Origin of the sequence: Enterobacter sp. SST3, from assembly GCF_000286655.1 — a bacterium.
GTDB lineage: Bacteria > Pseudomonadota > Gammaproteobacteria > Enterobacterales > Enterobacteriaceae > Enterobacter > Enterobacter roggenkampii.
In genome coordinates this window covers 74,858-89,316 of sequence record NZ_ALNS01000021.1, presented here as the reverse complement: position 1 = coordinate 89,316, position 14,459 = coordinate 74,858, and the positions used below count along the sequence as shown (strand labels likewise).

The 14,459-nt window shown below is 57.3% G+C and carries 11 protein-coding genes; 3 read left to right on the top strand and 8 right to left on the bottom strand.

The window, feature by feature from the left end:
* Nucleotides 1-128: 128 nt before the first annotated feature.
* A complete protein-coding gene (gene glnA, locus B498_RS08595; protein ID WP_008501856.1) occupies nt 129-1,538 on the bottom strand; it encodes a glutamate--ammonia ligase in 1,410 nt (469 codons plus the stop codon).
* A gap of 376 nt (nt 1,539-1,914) precedes the next feature.
* Between glnA and typA the strand changes: the two genes are divergently transcribed.
* Complete coding sequence (gene typA / locus B498_RS08600; RefSeq protein WP_008501854.1) at nt 1,915-3,738, top strand: ribosome-dependent GTPase TypA; 1,824 nt, start codon at nt 1,915-1,917, stop codon at nt 3,736-3,738.
* A gap of 79 nt (nt 3,739-3,817) precedes the next feature.
* Here the strand turns inward: typA and ompL are convergent, their stop codons facing one another.
* The 7 genes from ompL to yihU all read right to left on the bottom strand — a co-directional run bounded on the left by ompL (nt 3,818) and on the right by yihU (nt 12,554).
* On the bottom strand, nt 3,818-4,504 hold the full coding sequence (gene ompL / locus B498_RS08605; RefSeq protein WP_021242779.1) for a porin OmpL: 687 nt from the start codon (nt 4,502-4,504) through the stop codon (nt 3,818-3,820).
* A 74-nt stretch (nt 4,505-4,578) separates the two neighbouring features.
* Nucleotides 4,579-6,003, bottom strand: coding sequence for an MFS transporter (locus B498_RS08610; protein WP_008501852.1), 1,425 nt, complete (start codon nt 6,001-6,003; stop codon nt 4,579-4,581).
* Between the two features lie 42 nt (nt 6,004-6,045).
* A complete protein-coding gene (locus B498_RS08615; protein WP_008501851.1) occupies nt 6,046-7,428 on the bottom strand; it encodes an MFS transporter in 1,383 nt (460 codons plus the stop codon).
* Between the two features lie 45 nt (nt 7,429-7,473).
* The gene (locus B498_RS08620; protein ID WP_008501850.1) at nt 7,474-9,498 is read right to left on the bottom strand and encodes an alpha-glucosidase; all 2,025 of its coding nucleotides are present in this window, start codon (nt 9,496-9,498) and stop codon (nt 7,474-7,476) included.
* Nucleotides 9,499-9,514: 16 nt separating this feature from the next.
* On the bottom strand, nt 9,515-10,756 hold the full coding sequence (yihS, locus tag B498_RS08625; RefSeq protein WP_008501849.1) for a sulfoquinovose isomerase: 1,242 nt from the start codon (nt 10,754-10,756) through the stop codon (nt 9,515-9,517).
* 14 nt (nt 10,757-10,770) lie between these two features.
* On the bottom strand, nt 10,771-11,646 hold the full coding sequence (gene yihT / locus B498_RS08630) for a sulfofructosephosphate aldolase (protein WP_008501848.1): 876 nt from the start codon (nt 11,644-11,646) through the stop codon (nt 10,771-10,773).
* Nucleotides 11,647-11,663: 17 nt separating this feature from the next.
* Nucleotides 11,664-12,554, bottom strand: a complete 891-nt coding sequence (gene yihU, locus B498_RS08635) for a sulfolactaldehyde 3-reductase (RefSeq protein ID WP_008501847.1) — start codon at nt 12,552-12,554, stop codon at nt 11,664-11,666.
* 155 nt (nt 12,555-12,709) lie between these two features.
* Between yihU and B498_RS08640 the strand changes: the two genes are divergently transcribed.
* Both B498_RS08640 and B498_RS08645 read left to right on the top strand, forming a co-directional pair.
* Nucleotides 12,710-13,606 (top strand): sugar kinase, encoded by an 897-nt coding sequence (locus tag B498_RS08640; protein WP_008501846.1) that lies wholly within the window; start codon nt 12,710-12,712, stop codon nt 13,604-13,606.
* A gap of 34 nt (nt 13,607-13,640) precedes the next feature.
* The gene (locus B498_RS08645) at nt 13,641-14,435 is read left to right on the top strand and encodes a DeoR/GlpR family DNA-binding transcription regulator (RefSeq protein WP_008501844.1); all 795 of its coding nucleotides are present in this window, start codon (nt 13,641-13,643) and stop codon (nt 14,433-14,435) included.
* Nucleotides 14,436-14,459: the final 24 nt, after the last annotated feature.

The window sequence follows — 14,459 nt, the reverse complement described above, 5'->3', positions numbered from 1 at the left end:
TAGCGTTTTCGGCGTCAAAAGCGCGTGAGATCAGGTTGTTGGTGGAGAAAAAAGCCCATCCGGAGATGGGCTAAAAGTTTCCACGGCAACTACTCCCGGCGCTTGTCACGCCGGGTAAAACAACTTAATTAAACGCTGTAGTACAGTTCGAACTCAACCGGATGCGGAGTCATGCGCACGCGGTCGTTCTCTTCAGTACGCAGGGCGATGTAGGCATCAATAGCGTCGTCAGTGAATACGCCACCTGCGGTCAGGAACTCACGGTCTGCGTCCAGCGCCTGCAGGGCTTCTTCCAGAGAGCCAGCAACCTGTGGGATCTCTTTCGCTTCTTCTGGCGGCAGGTCGTACAGGTTTTTGTCCATCGCTTCGCCTGGGTGGATCTTGTTCTTGATACCGTCCAGACCGGCCATCAGCAGTGCTGCGAAGCACAGGTATGGGTTAGCCGCTGGATCCGGGAAGCGAACTTCGATACGACGCGCTTTAGGAGACGCCACCACCGGGATACGGATAGAAGCAGAACGGTTACGCGCAGAGTAGGCCAGCATCACTGGCGCTTCGTAGCCCGGGACCAGACGCTTGTAGGAGTTGGTGGTTGGGTTCGCCAGGGCGTTGATCGCTTTAGCGTGTTTGATTACGCCGCCGATGTAGTACAGCGCCTGCTCGGACAGACCGGCATATTTGTCACCAGAGAACAGGTTGGTACCGTTCTTGGACAGAGACATGTGGCAGTGCATACCGGAACCGTTGTCGCCAAACATTGGTTTTGGCATGAAGGTCGCGGTTTTACCGAAACGGTGCGCAACGTTGTGCACAACGTATTTGTAGATCTGAATTTCGTCCGCTTTTTTGGTCATGGTGTTGAAGCGGGTAGCCACTTCGTTCTGACCCGCAGTCGCCACTTCGTGGTGGTGAGCTTCAACAACCAGGCCCATCTCTTCCATCACCAGACACATGGTGGAACGAATGTCCTGTGCAGAGTCGACCGGAGGAACCGGGAAGTAACCGCCTTTCACGCCTGGACGGTGACCTTTGTTACCACCTTCGTATTTGGTGGAGGAGTTCCATGCGCCTTCGATGTCGTCGATAGCCACGTGGGAGCCAGAGATAGAGGCACCAAAACGGATGTCATCGAACAGGAAGAACTCTGGCTCTGGCCCGAACAGAACGGTGTCCGCGATGCCGGTAGAACGCAGGTACTCTTCAGCGCGTTTCGCGATAGAACGTGGGTCGCGGTCGTAGCCCTGCAGCGTGCCTGGCTCGAGGATGTCGCAACGGATGATCAGGGTAGGTTCTTCGAAGAACGGATCAATGACCGCAGTGGTTGCATCTGGCATCAGAACCATGTCGGATTCGTTAATGCCTTTCCAGCCACCAATGGAGGAGCCGTCAAACATTTTGCCTTCTTCAAAGAATTCGGCGTTCACCTGATGAGCAGGGATTGTGACGTGCTGTTCTTTACCTTTGGTGTCGGTGAAGCGGAGATCAACAAACTTCACTTCATGTTCGTTCAGCATCGTCAAAACGTGTTCAGCGGACATACTTAACTCTCCAGATTGGTCATTGTCGTCGTGGTAACGAGGTCTTCAGTTTCTGTTTGTACTGGCTGTTGCCATGTAATTTTTATAAAGCGAAATCTGTGCCAACTTTTAAAACACCCCAAAAAGGCGTTATCATGCGCACCATAGTGCAAAAGGGCTGCACCACAATGGTAATGTTGCACCAGTATAGTGCTTCAGTGTGAACACCGAGCACCATATTGGTGCAATTTTCGTTAAAGTGCCCTTTTTCGCTCCGTGAAAGCGATCACAAAGCATCTCTGCGATACTTGTTTGCGGAGGATGTTTGTGATCCTGTTTTGTAGTGCGATTAATCCGTGTACAATAACGCGCTATTTCTAATGCCTGAGGCAAAGTTGTGATCGAAAATTTGCGTAATATCGCCATCATCGCGCACGTTGACCATGGTAAAACTACCCTGGTTGATAAGCTGCTGCAGCAATCCGGTACGTTTGATGCACGTGCCGAAACTCAAGAGCGTGTGATGGACTCCAACGATTTGGAGAAAGAGCGTGGGATTACTATCCTCGCGAAAAACACCGCTATTAAATGGAATGACTACCGTATCAACATCGTTGATACCCCAGGGCACGCCGACTTCGGTGGTGAAGTTGAGCGCGTGATGTCCATGGTGGATTCCGTGCTGCTGGTGGTTGACGCATTTGACGGCCCAATGCCGCAAACGCGCTTCGTGACCAAAAAAGCATTTGCCCATGGCCTGAAACCAATTGTTGTTATCAACAAGGTTGACCGTCCTGGCGCACGTCCTGACTGGGTTGTTGATCAGGTATTCGACCTGTTCGTTAACCTCGACGCGACCGACGAACAGCTGGACTTCCCTATCATTTACGCTTCGGCGCTGAATGGTATCGCGGGTCTGGACCACGAAGATATGGCGGAAGACATGACCCCGCTGTATCAGGCGATTGTCGATCACGTACCGGCACCGGATGTTGATCTGGATGGTCCACTGCAGATGCAGATCTCCCAGCTGGACTACAACAACTACGTTGGCGTCATCGGTATCGGCCGTATCAAACGCGGTAAAGTGAAGCCAAACCAGCAGGTTACTATCATCGATAGCGAAGGCAAAACCCGCAACGGTAAAGTTGGCAAAGTGCTGACTCACCTGGGTCTGGAGCGTATCGACAGCGATCTGGCTGAAGCGGGCGACATCATCGCGATCACCGGTCTGGGCGAGCTGAACATCTCTGACACCATCTGCGACCCGCAGAACGTGGAAGCGCTGCCAGCCCTGTCTGTTGATGAACCAACCGTTACCATGTTCTTCAACGTCAACACCTCTCCGTTCTGTGGTAAAGAAGGTAAGTTCGTTACCTCTCGTCAGATCCTTGACCGCCTGAACAAAGAGCTGGTGCACAACGTTGCGCTGCGCGTTGAAGAAACCGAAGACGCTGATGCCTTCCGCGTATCCGGTCGTGGTGAGCTGCACCTGTCTGTTCTGATCGAAAACATGCGTCGTGAAGGTTTCGAGATGGCGGTTTCCCGTCCGAAAGTTATCTTCCGCGAAATCGACGGCCGTAAACAAGAGCCGTTCGAAAACGTGACGCTGGACGTTGAAGAGCAGCACCAGGGTTCTGTGATGCAGGCGCTGGGCGAGCGTAAAGGCGACCTGAAAAACATGAATCCAGATGGCAAAGGCCGCGTACGTCTCGACTACGTGATCCCAAGCCGTGGCCTGATCGGCTTCCGTTCTGAGTTCATGACCATGACCTCTGGTACCGGTCTGCTGTACTCCACCTTCAGCCACTACGACGACGTGCGTCCGGGCGAAGTGGGCCAGCGTAACAACGGCGTGCTGATCTCCAACGGTCAGGGTAAAGCGGTTGCGTTTGCGCTGTTCGGTCTGCAGGATCGCGGTAAGCTGTTCCTGGGTCACGGTGCTGAAGTTTACGAAGGCCAGATCATCGGTATTCACAGCCGTTCTAACGACCTGACCGTAAACTGCCTGACCGGTAAGAAACTGACCAACATGCGTGCGTCCGGTACTGACGAAGCAACGGTTCTGGTTCCACCGATCAAGATGACTCTGGAGCAGGCTCTGGAATTCATCGATGACGACGAACTGGTAGAAGTGACTCCGCTGTCTATCCGTATACGTAAACGTCACCTGACTGAGAACGATCGTAAACGTGCAATGCGCGGTGCGAAAGAAGAGTAATTCGGTTATGCCGTAGGCCGGGTAAGCGCATGCGCCACCCGGCAACGAAAAAGCCGCTGAGCGATCAGCGGCTTTTTTATTAGAACGAATACCGTAACCCTAAACGGATCCGGTACTGCTCCCGGTTGTAATCATTCCATCGGTCCAGCCACTGTAGCTCAAGATACGGCAGCCAGTTTCTGTCGATTTTATAGCTGAACTTGTTAGTAATTTCCCAGTGATGATCTTTGCCATTTTTGCTGTGATAATCATTCACCCGCTGGAAAAAGTGCGGCTCAAAGGTGTAGAAAAACGCATCCGTCACTTTGAAATTCCAGTAGTTGGCGAATTCATGCGTGTCGTTCTTATCCATCTGCCCGTTATAGTCCGGCGTATCGTAGTTGTTATGGTTATAGCGATAGCGGAACGTCAGATTAAACCAGTCCGTAAATTTGTAATTGGTATCTAAATAAACCGCGCCACCTGATCCTGCGCTGCTGTCATTAATTAAGCTGCCGGGCTGGAAGGTCAGTTTGTCGGTCGGTTTGAAGAGCGGATACCACCCCTCGATTTCGTTATAGCTGTGTTTCAGTTCGTCCCATTTCCCCACGTTATAGGCGTTGGTGAACATCAGCCCCGCGCCCATATCGAAGTTATAGCCCGCACGCAGGATCACCTCGTGCATCTCTGAGGCCGTATTGTAGGCTTCGCGCGTTTCGACGTAGGCCCCGGCAAATACCGGGCAGGACACAGACGACACGATCAGTACAGTGATGATTCTTTTCATAATTTGTCCATGTATCAGGTACAGAAAGGCCTCCCTCCTGATAAACAGGAAGGACATAGTGGCCGGATTTATTGTTATAAAGTGACTGCTGACGCTTTATTGTTGGTGGTTATCTCAGGGGTATTCGCGGTTTGTTTCTTCCGTTTTCCAATCTCCTCGATAATAAAGGCGAAGCGCGCTTCGTTGAGTTTATAAAACAGCCCCATGGTCACGGCAGCAACAATCGCCAGGCCGCACGGCCAGAGGAAAATCAGCTGACGCAACCCAAGCAGCGTGCCCGCGCTCTGCACGGCATGGGGAACGTAGCCAATCTGGGTCAGCATAATGCCGGGCAGGAAACCGGCGAGCGCGGCGGAGATTTTGCGCGAGAAGGTATAGCCGGTATACACCGACCCTTCGGCGCGAATGCCGGTTTTCCACTCGCCGTAATCGACGGTATCCGGCACCAGCGCCCAGTTCAGACTGTTCACAAATGCCGTGCCGAAGAAGGCCATGCAGGAAAACAGCACGAACAGCAGGGAGCTGGTTCCCCAGAAGAAATTCAGCACGTCGCCCACCGCCCACAGCGCCAGCCCGCCCAGATAGACCGGCTTCTTGCCAAAGCGCTTCACCGCGCCGGGGACCAGAAACACGCCAATCAGAATGCAGCCCATGCTGAAAAAGCCCATCCACGACAGCAGATGCAGATCGTTCAGCACGTACTGGGTGTAATAGACCTGAATCGCCAGCTTGATGTTGAAGGCGGCGAGGGTACACAGGTTGGCGATGCACAGCACCAGCAGCGGCGGATTGCGGAAAATCGCGCAGAATGATTTCAGAATGCCGGGCTTATGGTGATCGGGCGTAAGCTCGACGTAGCGTTCTTTCACCCCGCTGTAGCACCACCACATGCAGAACAGGCCGCCGGTAACGAACACCAGCGCGGCCACCAGATAGCCGAGTGAGGGCTGGTGGACGAACAGCGCCTGAATGGGCATAAAGCCGACGGTGCAGAGCAACAGTCCTACCGTTGCGCCGCCCTGACGCCACGCCGCAAGCTGCGCGCGCTCGTTCGGGTTTTTGGTGATGGCCGGGACCATCGCACCGTAGGCGCAGTTCATCAGGCTATAGCAGAGGCCAAACATCATGAAGAGCACGGTGGCGAGGGCCGTTTTCACCGTCAGGCTAAAGTCGTTGGCCATAAACTGCGCCGTCGCGACCAGCGCAACCGGGACGGAGGCATAAAGAATAAACGGCCGGAACTTCCCCCGCGCGCCGATGTTACGCCGGGAGTCGAGCAGCACCCCGGTCAGCATGTCGGTAAAGGCGGTGAAAAACTTCGCGACGAGGAAAATAATGCCGCCGTAGAACGCCGGCATGCCCAGTTCATCGGTGTAAAACTTCAGCAGATACAGCGTGCCAATACACAGCATCAGGTTCGAGCCAAAATCGCCCATCCCGTAGGCGCACTTCTCTCGCAGGCTCAATTTCAGGGTTAACGGATCAGTATTATGTGTCATGGTCGATCCTCAAAGCGCCCCGCAGGGCGCTCTATCACGTCATTATGCCGTACGTTTGCGCAGTTCGATCTCTTCGACGATGCGCACATACATCTTCTCGTTGAGGTTGTAGAAGCAGCCCATCGCCACGATGGTGATAACTGCCAGCAGGCTCGGGTAGATAAATATCAGCTGCCGCAGCCCTTCAACCGTGCCACTGGATTGCACCACGTTGGGCACATAGCCGATCTGCGTGAGCATGATCCCCGGGAAGAAGCCCGCCAGCGCCTGGGAGACCTTCCTGAAGAAGGTAAAACCGGTATACACCGTTCCTTCGGAGCGCACGCCGGTGCGCCACTCGCCGTACTCCACGGTATCGGACACCAGCGCCCAGTTCAGGCTGTTCACGAACGCGGAGCCGAAAAAGGCCAGGCAGGAGAACGCCACAAAGCTCACCGAGCCGCCGCCGAAGAAGTAGTTGAGCAGATCGCCCGCCACCCAAATCATCAGCCCGCTGATGTAGACCTTTTTCTTGCCGAAGCGCCGCACCGCGCCGGGCATCATAAAGACGCCGATAAAAATACAGCCCATGCTGAAGAAGCCCATGTACGACAGCAGGATCGGGTCGTTCAGCACGTACTGCGTGTAGTAGACCTGAATGGCGAGTTTGACGTTAAAGGCGCCCAGCGTGCACAGGTTGGCGATGCACAGGATAAACAGCGGACGGTTCCCGGCGATGGCGCGAAACGACTGCAGCAGCCCCGGCTTTTGCGTCGGATTTGCAGGCTGCGTCTCGACGTAACGCTCGGTCACCCCCTTGTAGCACCACCACATAAAAAACAGTCCGAACAGCGAGAAGAGGGTGGCGGCAAAGATATAGCCAAGCTGGTCATTGCCTTCAATCAGGTTCATCACCGGAACAAAACCCACGGTACAGAGCAGCAGGCCCAGCGTAGCGCCGCCCTGACGCCAGGCGGCCAGCGAGGCGCGCTCGTCCGGGTTTTTGGTAATGGCGGGCACCATCGCGCCGTAGGAGCAGTTCATCATGCTGAAGAACAGGCCGTACAGCATGAACAGCACCGTCGCCATCACCGTTTTACCGGTGATTTCAAACGGCGTGCCGACGAAGTTGGCAATCGCCAGTAAGGTCACCGGGAACGCCGCATAGAGTACGAACGGGCGGAATTTCCCTTTCGGGCCAATCTTGCGCCGGGAGTCGAGCATGATCCCGGTGCCCATATCGGTGAAGGCGGTAAAGAACTTCGCAATCAGGAAGATAATTCCGCCGTAGGTGCCCGGCAGGCCCAGCACGTCGGTGTAAAACTTCAGCAGATAAAGCGTGCCGATATCCAGCAGGATGTTTGAGCCGAGATCGCCCATCCCGTAGGCGAGTTTTTCTTTAAACGGCAGGCGCAGGGTTGCCGGATCGGAAGTATGTTGACTCATTATTGTTCTCCGTCTGCCCGCAGGTTGCCCCGCGGGCGAGCCTTATCAGATATGACGTAAGGTGCTAAACAGATCTGCCCATTCGCTGTGCTGGCGGTAGAAGACCGGCGGCTTGCCGAGCGGGGCATCAACGGTGACGTCACCGCCCCGGCAGATTTCCCCGGTCCACGCATTCACCCAGCTGTCCTGCGGCAGATAGAGCGACCAGTCGCGGCGCCCCTCTTCATGAACCGGCGCTACCAGCAGGTCGCGGCCAAACAGGTACTGGTATTTCAGCGTGTAGGCGCGCGCGTCGTCTTCATAGTGCAGGAAGAGCGGGCGCATCACCGGCAGGCCGCTTTTCGCGTTCTGCGCGACCGCGGCTTTGATGTACGGCTTCAGGGTGGTGAAGACGGTGGTCATGCGCGCAAAGTGCGCGATGGTTTCCGCATCGCCGTCGAACTGCCAGTTGCCGCCAGGGCGGTTGCCCTCATGGGTACGCATCATCGGCGTAAAGGCGCTGAAGTCGCACCAGCGCAGCAGCAGCTCCTTGCTGCGCTTCATCTCGAACAGGGTGGTATAGCCGCCGATGTCGCTGTGGTGCAGGCCATGCCCGGTCATCGCCAGCGAAAGGGCCGCAGGCACGACGGACGCCAGGCCGTCGTCCAGGCTCCAGTCGACGTTCTGATCCCCCGCCCACATCATCACCGAGTGCTTCTGGCTGCCGGTGTAGCCCGCGCGCATGAAGAACAGGATCTCCCCGAGCTTGCCGGTTTCCTGGAGCGCCTCGTAGTTACATTTGGCCCACAGGGCAGGCCAGGCGTTATGCATGATCTCCGCGCTCACGCCGTTGTGCAGGAAGGTGTCGGTCGGCAGGTACTCCCCGAAATCGGCCATCCAGCCGCCGCAGCCCAGTTCGATCAGGTTCTTTTTAATGACCTCTTTGTACCAGTCGTAGGCTGCCGGGTTGGTCAGGTCGATAACGCCCGCGTAGAACTCGCCGAACTCGACGTGGTAGTCCTCGCCGTTGGCGTTTTTGGTCAGATAGCCGCGTTTCGCGGCCTCTTCGCAGAGATCTTTATCGCTGGCGACGTACGGGTTGATATAGGAGAGGAACTGCACGCCTTCCTCTTTCCACTTCGCAATCCGCGCATCAAGCTGCGGATAGAGCGCGCTGTTCCACTTCCAGTTCCACATTACGCGTTTGCCGAAGGAGGTCATGCGGATGCCGGACCAGTCCTGCGCCCAGATGCCGTTCACCTTCACGCCGCCCTCGCGCATGGCGTCGAGCTTCTGCTGGCACACCTCGGTGCCGCCCTGAATGCCCAGCGTCACGCCGTCGTACACCCAGTCCGGCAGTTCAGGCTGACGCCCCAGCAGGCCGGTCAGTTTTTCCAGCAGATCGACGTACGTTTCCGCACATTCGAAGCGCAGCGTGGCGTTATCTTCCCAGAACGCCAGCTCGTGGAAGTCCGGCGCGCTGAAGTCAAAGTTCATATAGCAGCTGTTATCCACGTGGCAGTAGTACTTCTGGGTGCTCACGAAGGTAGGCTGCGGGAAGAAGGTCCAGTAGTAGTCGCCGCCCGCGTTCTCTTTGCAGTCGGCCTGCCAGGTGACGTAGGTTTGCTTATTGCGGCCCACGCCCTGCTCGCTGGTCCACAGCGGGAACGGCTTGCCGCGCAAATCGAAATACGAGAACTGCTCGCCGCAGCCGTAAATATGATCGTCTGGCTGCGCCGCCAGCCGCAGCCAGATGCGGTTATGGCTGGCGGCGTCATTTTTCAGCTTCAGCTCCAGACGGCCTTCCGCATCCACGCCCACCAGCAGCGTCGCGCTTACCGCATCGCCGCGGGTAAAGCGGATCGCCCAGCCCGCGCTTTGCTGCGTGACGGTCGCGTCCGTCAGGGCAATCTTTTCGTTGAGCTTGTCTTTGATGCTGAAGTTGCCGCGAAACATCTCGATATCCGCCTCGCCTGCGCCAATCCACAGGCAAGGGGCATCCGCTGTGTGGGATAAAATCAGACGGTCCTGCCAGCGCAGGGTGAAGCCACTTTCGTTATTTTTCAGGTCAATATTGTGTAGGGTACGCATAAACACTCCGTCTTAATTATTTGGCCTGGCTATCCAGTAATCCGGCGGCGACGGCAGGGGCTAAGCCCGGGGCCAGCGGCAGGCGGGGGATCACCAGGCAGTGCAGCAGGTGGTAAATATCCTGCTTGCCGTCCCAGACTTTGGTCGTCACTTCGTTATTGGTGTCCAGCTCCTGCCACCACGAACCGTTTTCGTAATCCATCAGGTACTTGATGCAGTAATCCCACCACTTCTGATACCAGGCTTCGTACTGCGCCTCGCCGGTGACGGTATAGAGGGCATAGGCCGTGCCCATCGCCTCGACGATCGGCCAGCGCACGCGTTCGCGGACGATTGGCTTGCCGTCCCAGCCCACGGAGTAGACAAACCCGTCGGCGCCGTCGGGTGCCCAGGCGTCGCGGATGGTGGCGTGGAACAGGCCTTTTGCATCTTCCAGCAGCCACTCCGGCGGGGTTTCAAAGCGCGCTTCCAGCGCGGCGCGCAGGTGCAGCATCAGGCGGCCCCACTCAATCCAGTGCCCCGGCGTGCCGCCGTAGGCGCGGAAGCGGTGGGCGGGGTTATCGATGTTGTAGTCGCGGATCGGGTTCCAGTCGGTGTCGAAATGCTCGTTAACGCGGTACTCCCCTTTGCGCGCCACGTCGTGAATAATCACCGAGGCGATGCGCAGGGCGCGGTCGAGCCATTTACGGTCGTGGGTCACGTCATAGACGATGAGGAAGGCTTCCACGGCGTGCATGTTGGCGTTACCGCCGCGGTAATCTTCCGTTTTGCTGAAGGCCTCATCCCAGGACTCCAGGCACATCTGCTCCTGCTCGCTCCAGAAGTAACGCTCAATCACCTCGATGGCATCGTCCATCAGCTTACGTGCCTGCGGGTGACCCGTGGTCACGGCGCTCGCCGCGCCCAGCAGGACGAAGAAATGCTGATAGCCCTGCTTGGACGCATCAATCACGCCTTCATCGTTTACGCAGGCGTACCAGCCGCCGTGCTGCTTGTCGCGCAGCGGGCCGTTGAGGGCATTAATGCCGTGCTCAACCAGCGCATACGCGCCGGGACGGCCCATGTTCGCCGCCACCGCGTAAACGTGCAGCATTCGCGCGGTGATCCACAGGTGGGTGCCCATATCGCTGCGCACCTGGCCGTTATTGCCCAGCCAGCCAAAGCCGGTCGGTACGGCGGCGTTTTTACCGAAATCGAGAATGCGGTCGGTCTCTTGCTCGAGCCAGCGGTTATGGCTCAGGGTGTTAAACCATTTCATGTTCGGGTCCTTTCTTAACGGCGAGCCATCATTTCGTCGACGATCTCACCCAGACGCTGAAGTTTGGGGACGGAGATATCACGCAGCATCAGCTCGGTGTCCGGCAGGCCAATCACAGAGGACCAGACGGCGCGACCGGCTAAAAAGCCCGATGCCCCCGCCTGCATGGCGACGCTTACGGCGCGCGGGAAGAGCTTATCGTCCACGCCGGAGGAGAGGATCACCCACGGCATGGCGATGTTCTCGTTAAGCTTTTGCGAGGCCGCCAGCAGCTCTTGCTGCGTGCCCTTGCCAAACAGCGGCATCTCCACTTTGTAGAGGTCGGCACCGCTGTCGCCCAGCTCTTTGGCCGCGTCGATAATCGCCTGTTCGCGGTTAAACGCGGCACCGCGACGTGGCGGACGCACCACCGGCTCGATAATGCTCAGCAGCCCGTTATCGTGGCACAGCGTATTGAACGCTTTCACCATCTCCAGGCGCTGCTGCGGATCTTCATCGCTGCGCCACAGCACCAGCAGCTTCAGTGCTTTGCCGCCATCGCGTTTAACCGCCTGCGCGTCGACGTTCTTGTCGATCGCCACGCTGTCGACCGGAATACCGTTCCCCGGAATAAACTCGTCGGCGGCCACAATCATCGCGCAGCTGTTGGCCACGGCCTGCTGCTCGACAATCTGGCGATAGCAGAACTGCTGGTCGACGAGAATGGCGGAGGCGTACGGCGACAGAATTTTTGCCGCGTTGACCTTAAAATCGGTCAGGTGCTGGTCGGTTACCGGCACCGGCGCGCCTGCGGCAGCAAACATCAGGCGCATCGCTTCGCGCTGATCCACGGCCAGCATCGCAAAACCGCCGGAAGGTCGGGTGATATCTTTCAGGGTGTACATCGTCATTCCTCAGTCCTTTCGTATCAGTGTGTTTTTTTCAGCCCGGCAGATGCGCGAACCTGTTCAAGAATGGCCGTCCAGTCCTCGCGCCCGCGCCCGGCGGCGCGAGCCTGGTTGTAAACTTCGCGGGAGGCCGCGCCCAGCGGCATCGGAACGTGGAGCTGGTTGGCCACGTCGAGGGCGATCCCCAGATCTTTATGCGCAAGGTCGATCATGAAGGCGGGAGAAAGATCCCCTTTCAGCACCTTGTTCGGCCAGGATGTCGTGAAGTGGCCTTTACCCGCAGGCGTACCGCTCATGACCTTGAGCGCCACGTCAAAGGAGAGGCCAAGCGCTTCGCATAGCACGGCGGCCTCGGCGGAAAGGGCGTTCAGGGCGATGCTCATGTAGTTATTGATAAGCTTCACGCGGATGCCCATGCCAGGCCCGCCGGCGTTAATCAGCTCATTGCCCATCGCCATTAAGACCGGGGTGGCGCGCTCAACCTGCTGCGCCGTGCCGCCTGCCAGCAGGAGCAGCGTGCCGGCGATGGCATGGTCAGAGGTGCGCCCGACAGGCACGTCCATCAGGCTGAAGCCTTGCTCAGCCATGTCGCGGATCAGCGCGTCTGTTTGCAGCGGGTGAATGGTGGACATATCAATGACCAGCGCGTCGCGGGATAACCCTTCGCACACGCCGTGCTCGCCGAACAGGACGCTGCGTACCAGGTCGCCGTTTGGCAGCATGGTGATGACGAATTCCGCGTCCGTTGCTGCCTGCGCGGGCGTTGCCGCCGCCCGAGCGCCGCTCTCTGCCAGGGCCTGAACCGCCTGCGGGTTCACGTCAAAGACGTTAAGCTGGTGACCTTGTTTCAACAGATTCTTCGCCATTGGCGCGCCCATCTGTCCTAAGCCGATAAATGCGATTGCTGACATGCCTTTCTCCTGTCACATCGTGTCAATTTTTGCGCGTTTATGTTGTCTGTTTTTGATCGTATTTGTAATTTATAGTCAAAAAATTGACACGGGTCACTTTTTAAACATTTGGTGAAATTAAAATGAAGGCATCAGAAATCGCAGAAGGAATCACCATGACTCGCATCGTTTGTGTCGGCATTACCGTGCTGGATCGCATCTGGTATCTCGATGATTTACCAAAAGAAGGTGGGAAATATGTCGCAAAGGACTATACGGAGGTGGGCGGCGGCCCGGCGGCAACGGCGGCAGTGGCGGCGGCGAAACTGGGCGCGGAAGTGGATTTTATTGGCCGGGTGGGTGATGACGATACCGGCAGACGGCTGCTCGCGGAGCTGGAATCCCTGGGGGTGAAGACCCGCTACACGCGCGTGTTTAAGGGTGCCCGATCGTCACAATCGGCGGTGCTGGTGGACGCAGGCGGAGAGCGCGTGATTGCCAACTACCCCAGCCCCGATCTCCCTGCGGCGGCAGACTGGCTGCATGAAATCGACTTCTCTCAGTGGGATATTGTCTTAGCCGATGTGCGCTGGCATGACGGGGCAAAACAGGCATTTACCCTGGCCCGTCAGCAGGGCGTTCCGACGTTGCTGGATGCGGATGTCACCCCGCAGGACATCGCGGAGCTGATCGCCTTAAGCGATCACGCGGCCTTCTCCGCGCCGGGGCTGCGGCGCCTTACGCAGCGGGACGAAACAGAAAATGCCCTGAGAAAAGCACAAACGCTCACAAATGGACATGTGTATGTTACGCAGGGGCGAGACGGGTGCTTCTGGCTGGAAAACGGCGCATTGTGCCATCAGCCCGGCTTTGAGGTGAACGTGGTGGATACCACGGGGGCGGGCGACGTGTTCCACGGTGCGCTGGCGGTCAGCCTGGGGCAGCAATGGCCCGCCGCAGACGCCGTGCGTTTTGCCAGCGCCGTCGCAGCGCTGAAATGCACGAAGCCCGGTGGACGCGCGGGTATACCCGACTGTGATCAAACCCGCTCTTTTTTGTCACTTTTTGTATAAAATGCGGGGCGTGATGGTTTTCAGAGGACAGCCCATGAGCCTTACCGAACTGACCGGCAACCCGCGTCACGATCAGCTGCTGACGCTGATTGCCGATCGCGGCTATATGAACATTGATGAACTGGCGCAGCTGCTGGATGTCTCCACGCAAACCGTGCGCCGGGATATCCGTAAGCTCAGCGAGCAGGGGCTGATCACGCGTCATCATGGCGGGGCGGGCAGGGCATCCAGCGTGGTGAACACGGCGTTCGAGCAGCGTGAAGTCTCGCTTACCGAAGAGAAGCGGGCGATTGCCGAAGCCATTGCGGACTATATTCCCGATGGCTCGACTATTTTCATCACCATCGGCACGACCGTGGAGCACGTTGCCCGGGCGCTGCTCAACCATAACCACCTGCGCATTATCACCAACAGCCTGCGGGTGGCGCATATTCTGTATAAGAATCCGCGCTTTGAAGTGATGGTGCCTGGCGGCACGCTGCGCCCGCACAATGGCGGGATTATCGGGCCTGCGGCAACGGCGTTTGTGTCTGGTTTTCGGGCGGATTATCTCGTGACCAGCGTGGGGGCAATTGAGCACGACGGCGCGATGATGGAGTTTGACGTCAATGAAGCCAGCGTGGTGAAAACCATGATCGCCCACGCTCGCCACATTCTGCTCGCAGCCGATCATACGAAATTTACCGCATCCGCGGCGGTAGAGATTGGCAACGTGGCGCAGGCCACGGCACTCTTCACCGATGAGATGCCTGGCTCGGCTCTGCAAACTCACCTGAAATCCAGTAAGGTTGAAATCATCCTGGCCAGCACCGGCGATGATATCGCCTGAAGCAAAAAAAGCCGCTGAGCAAAC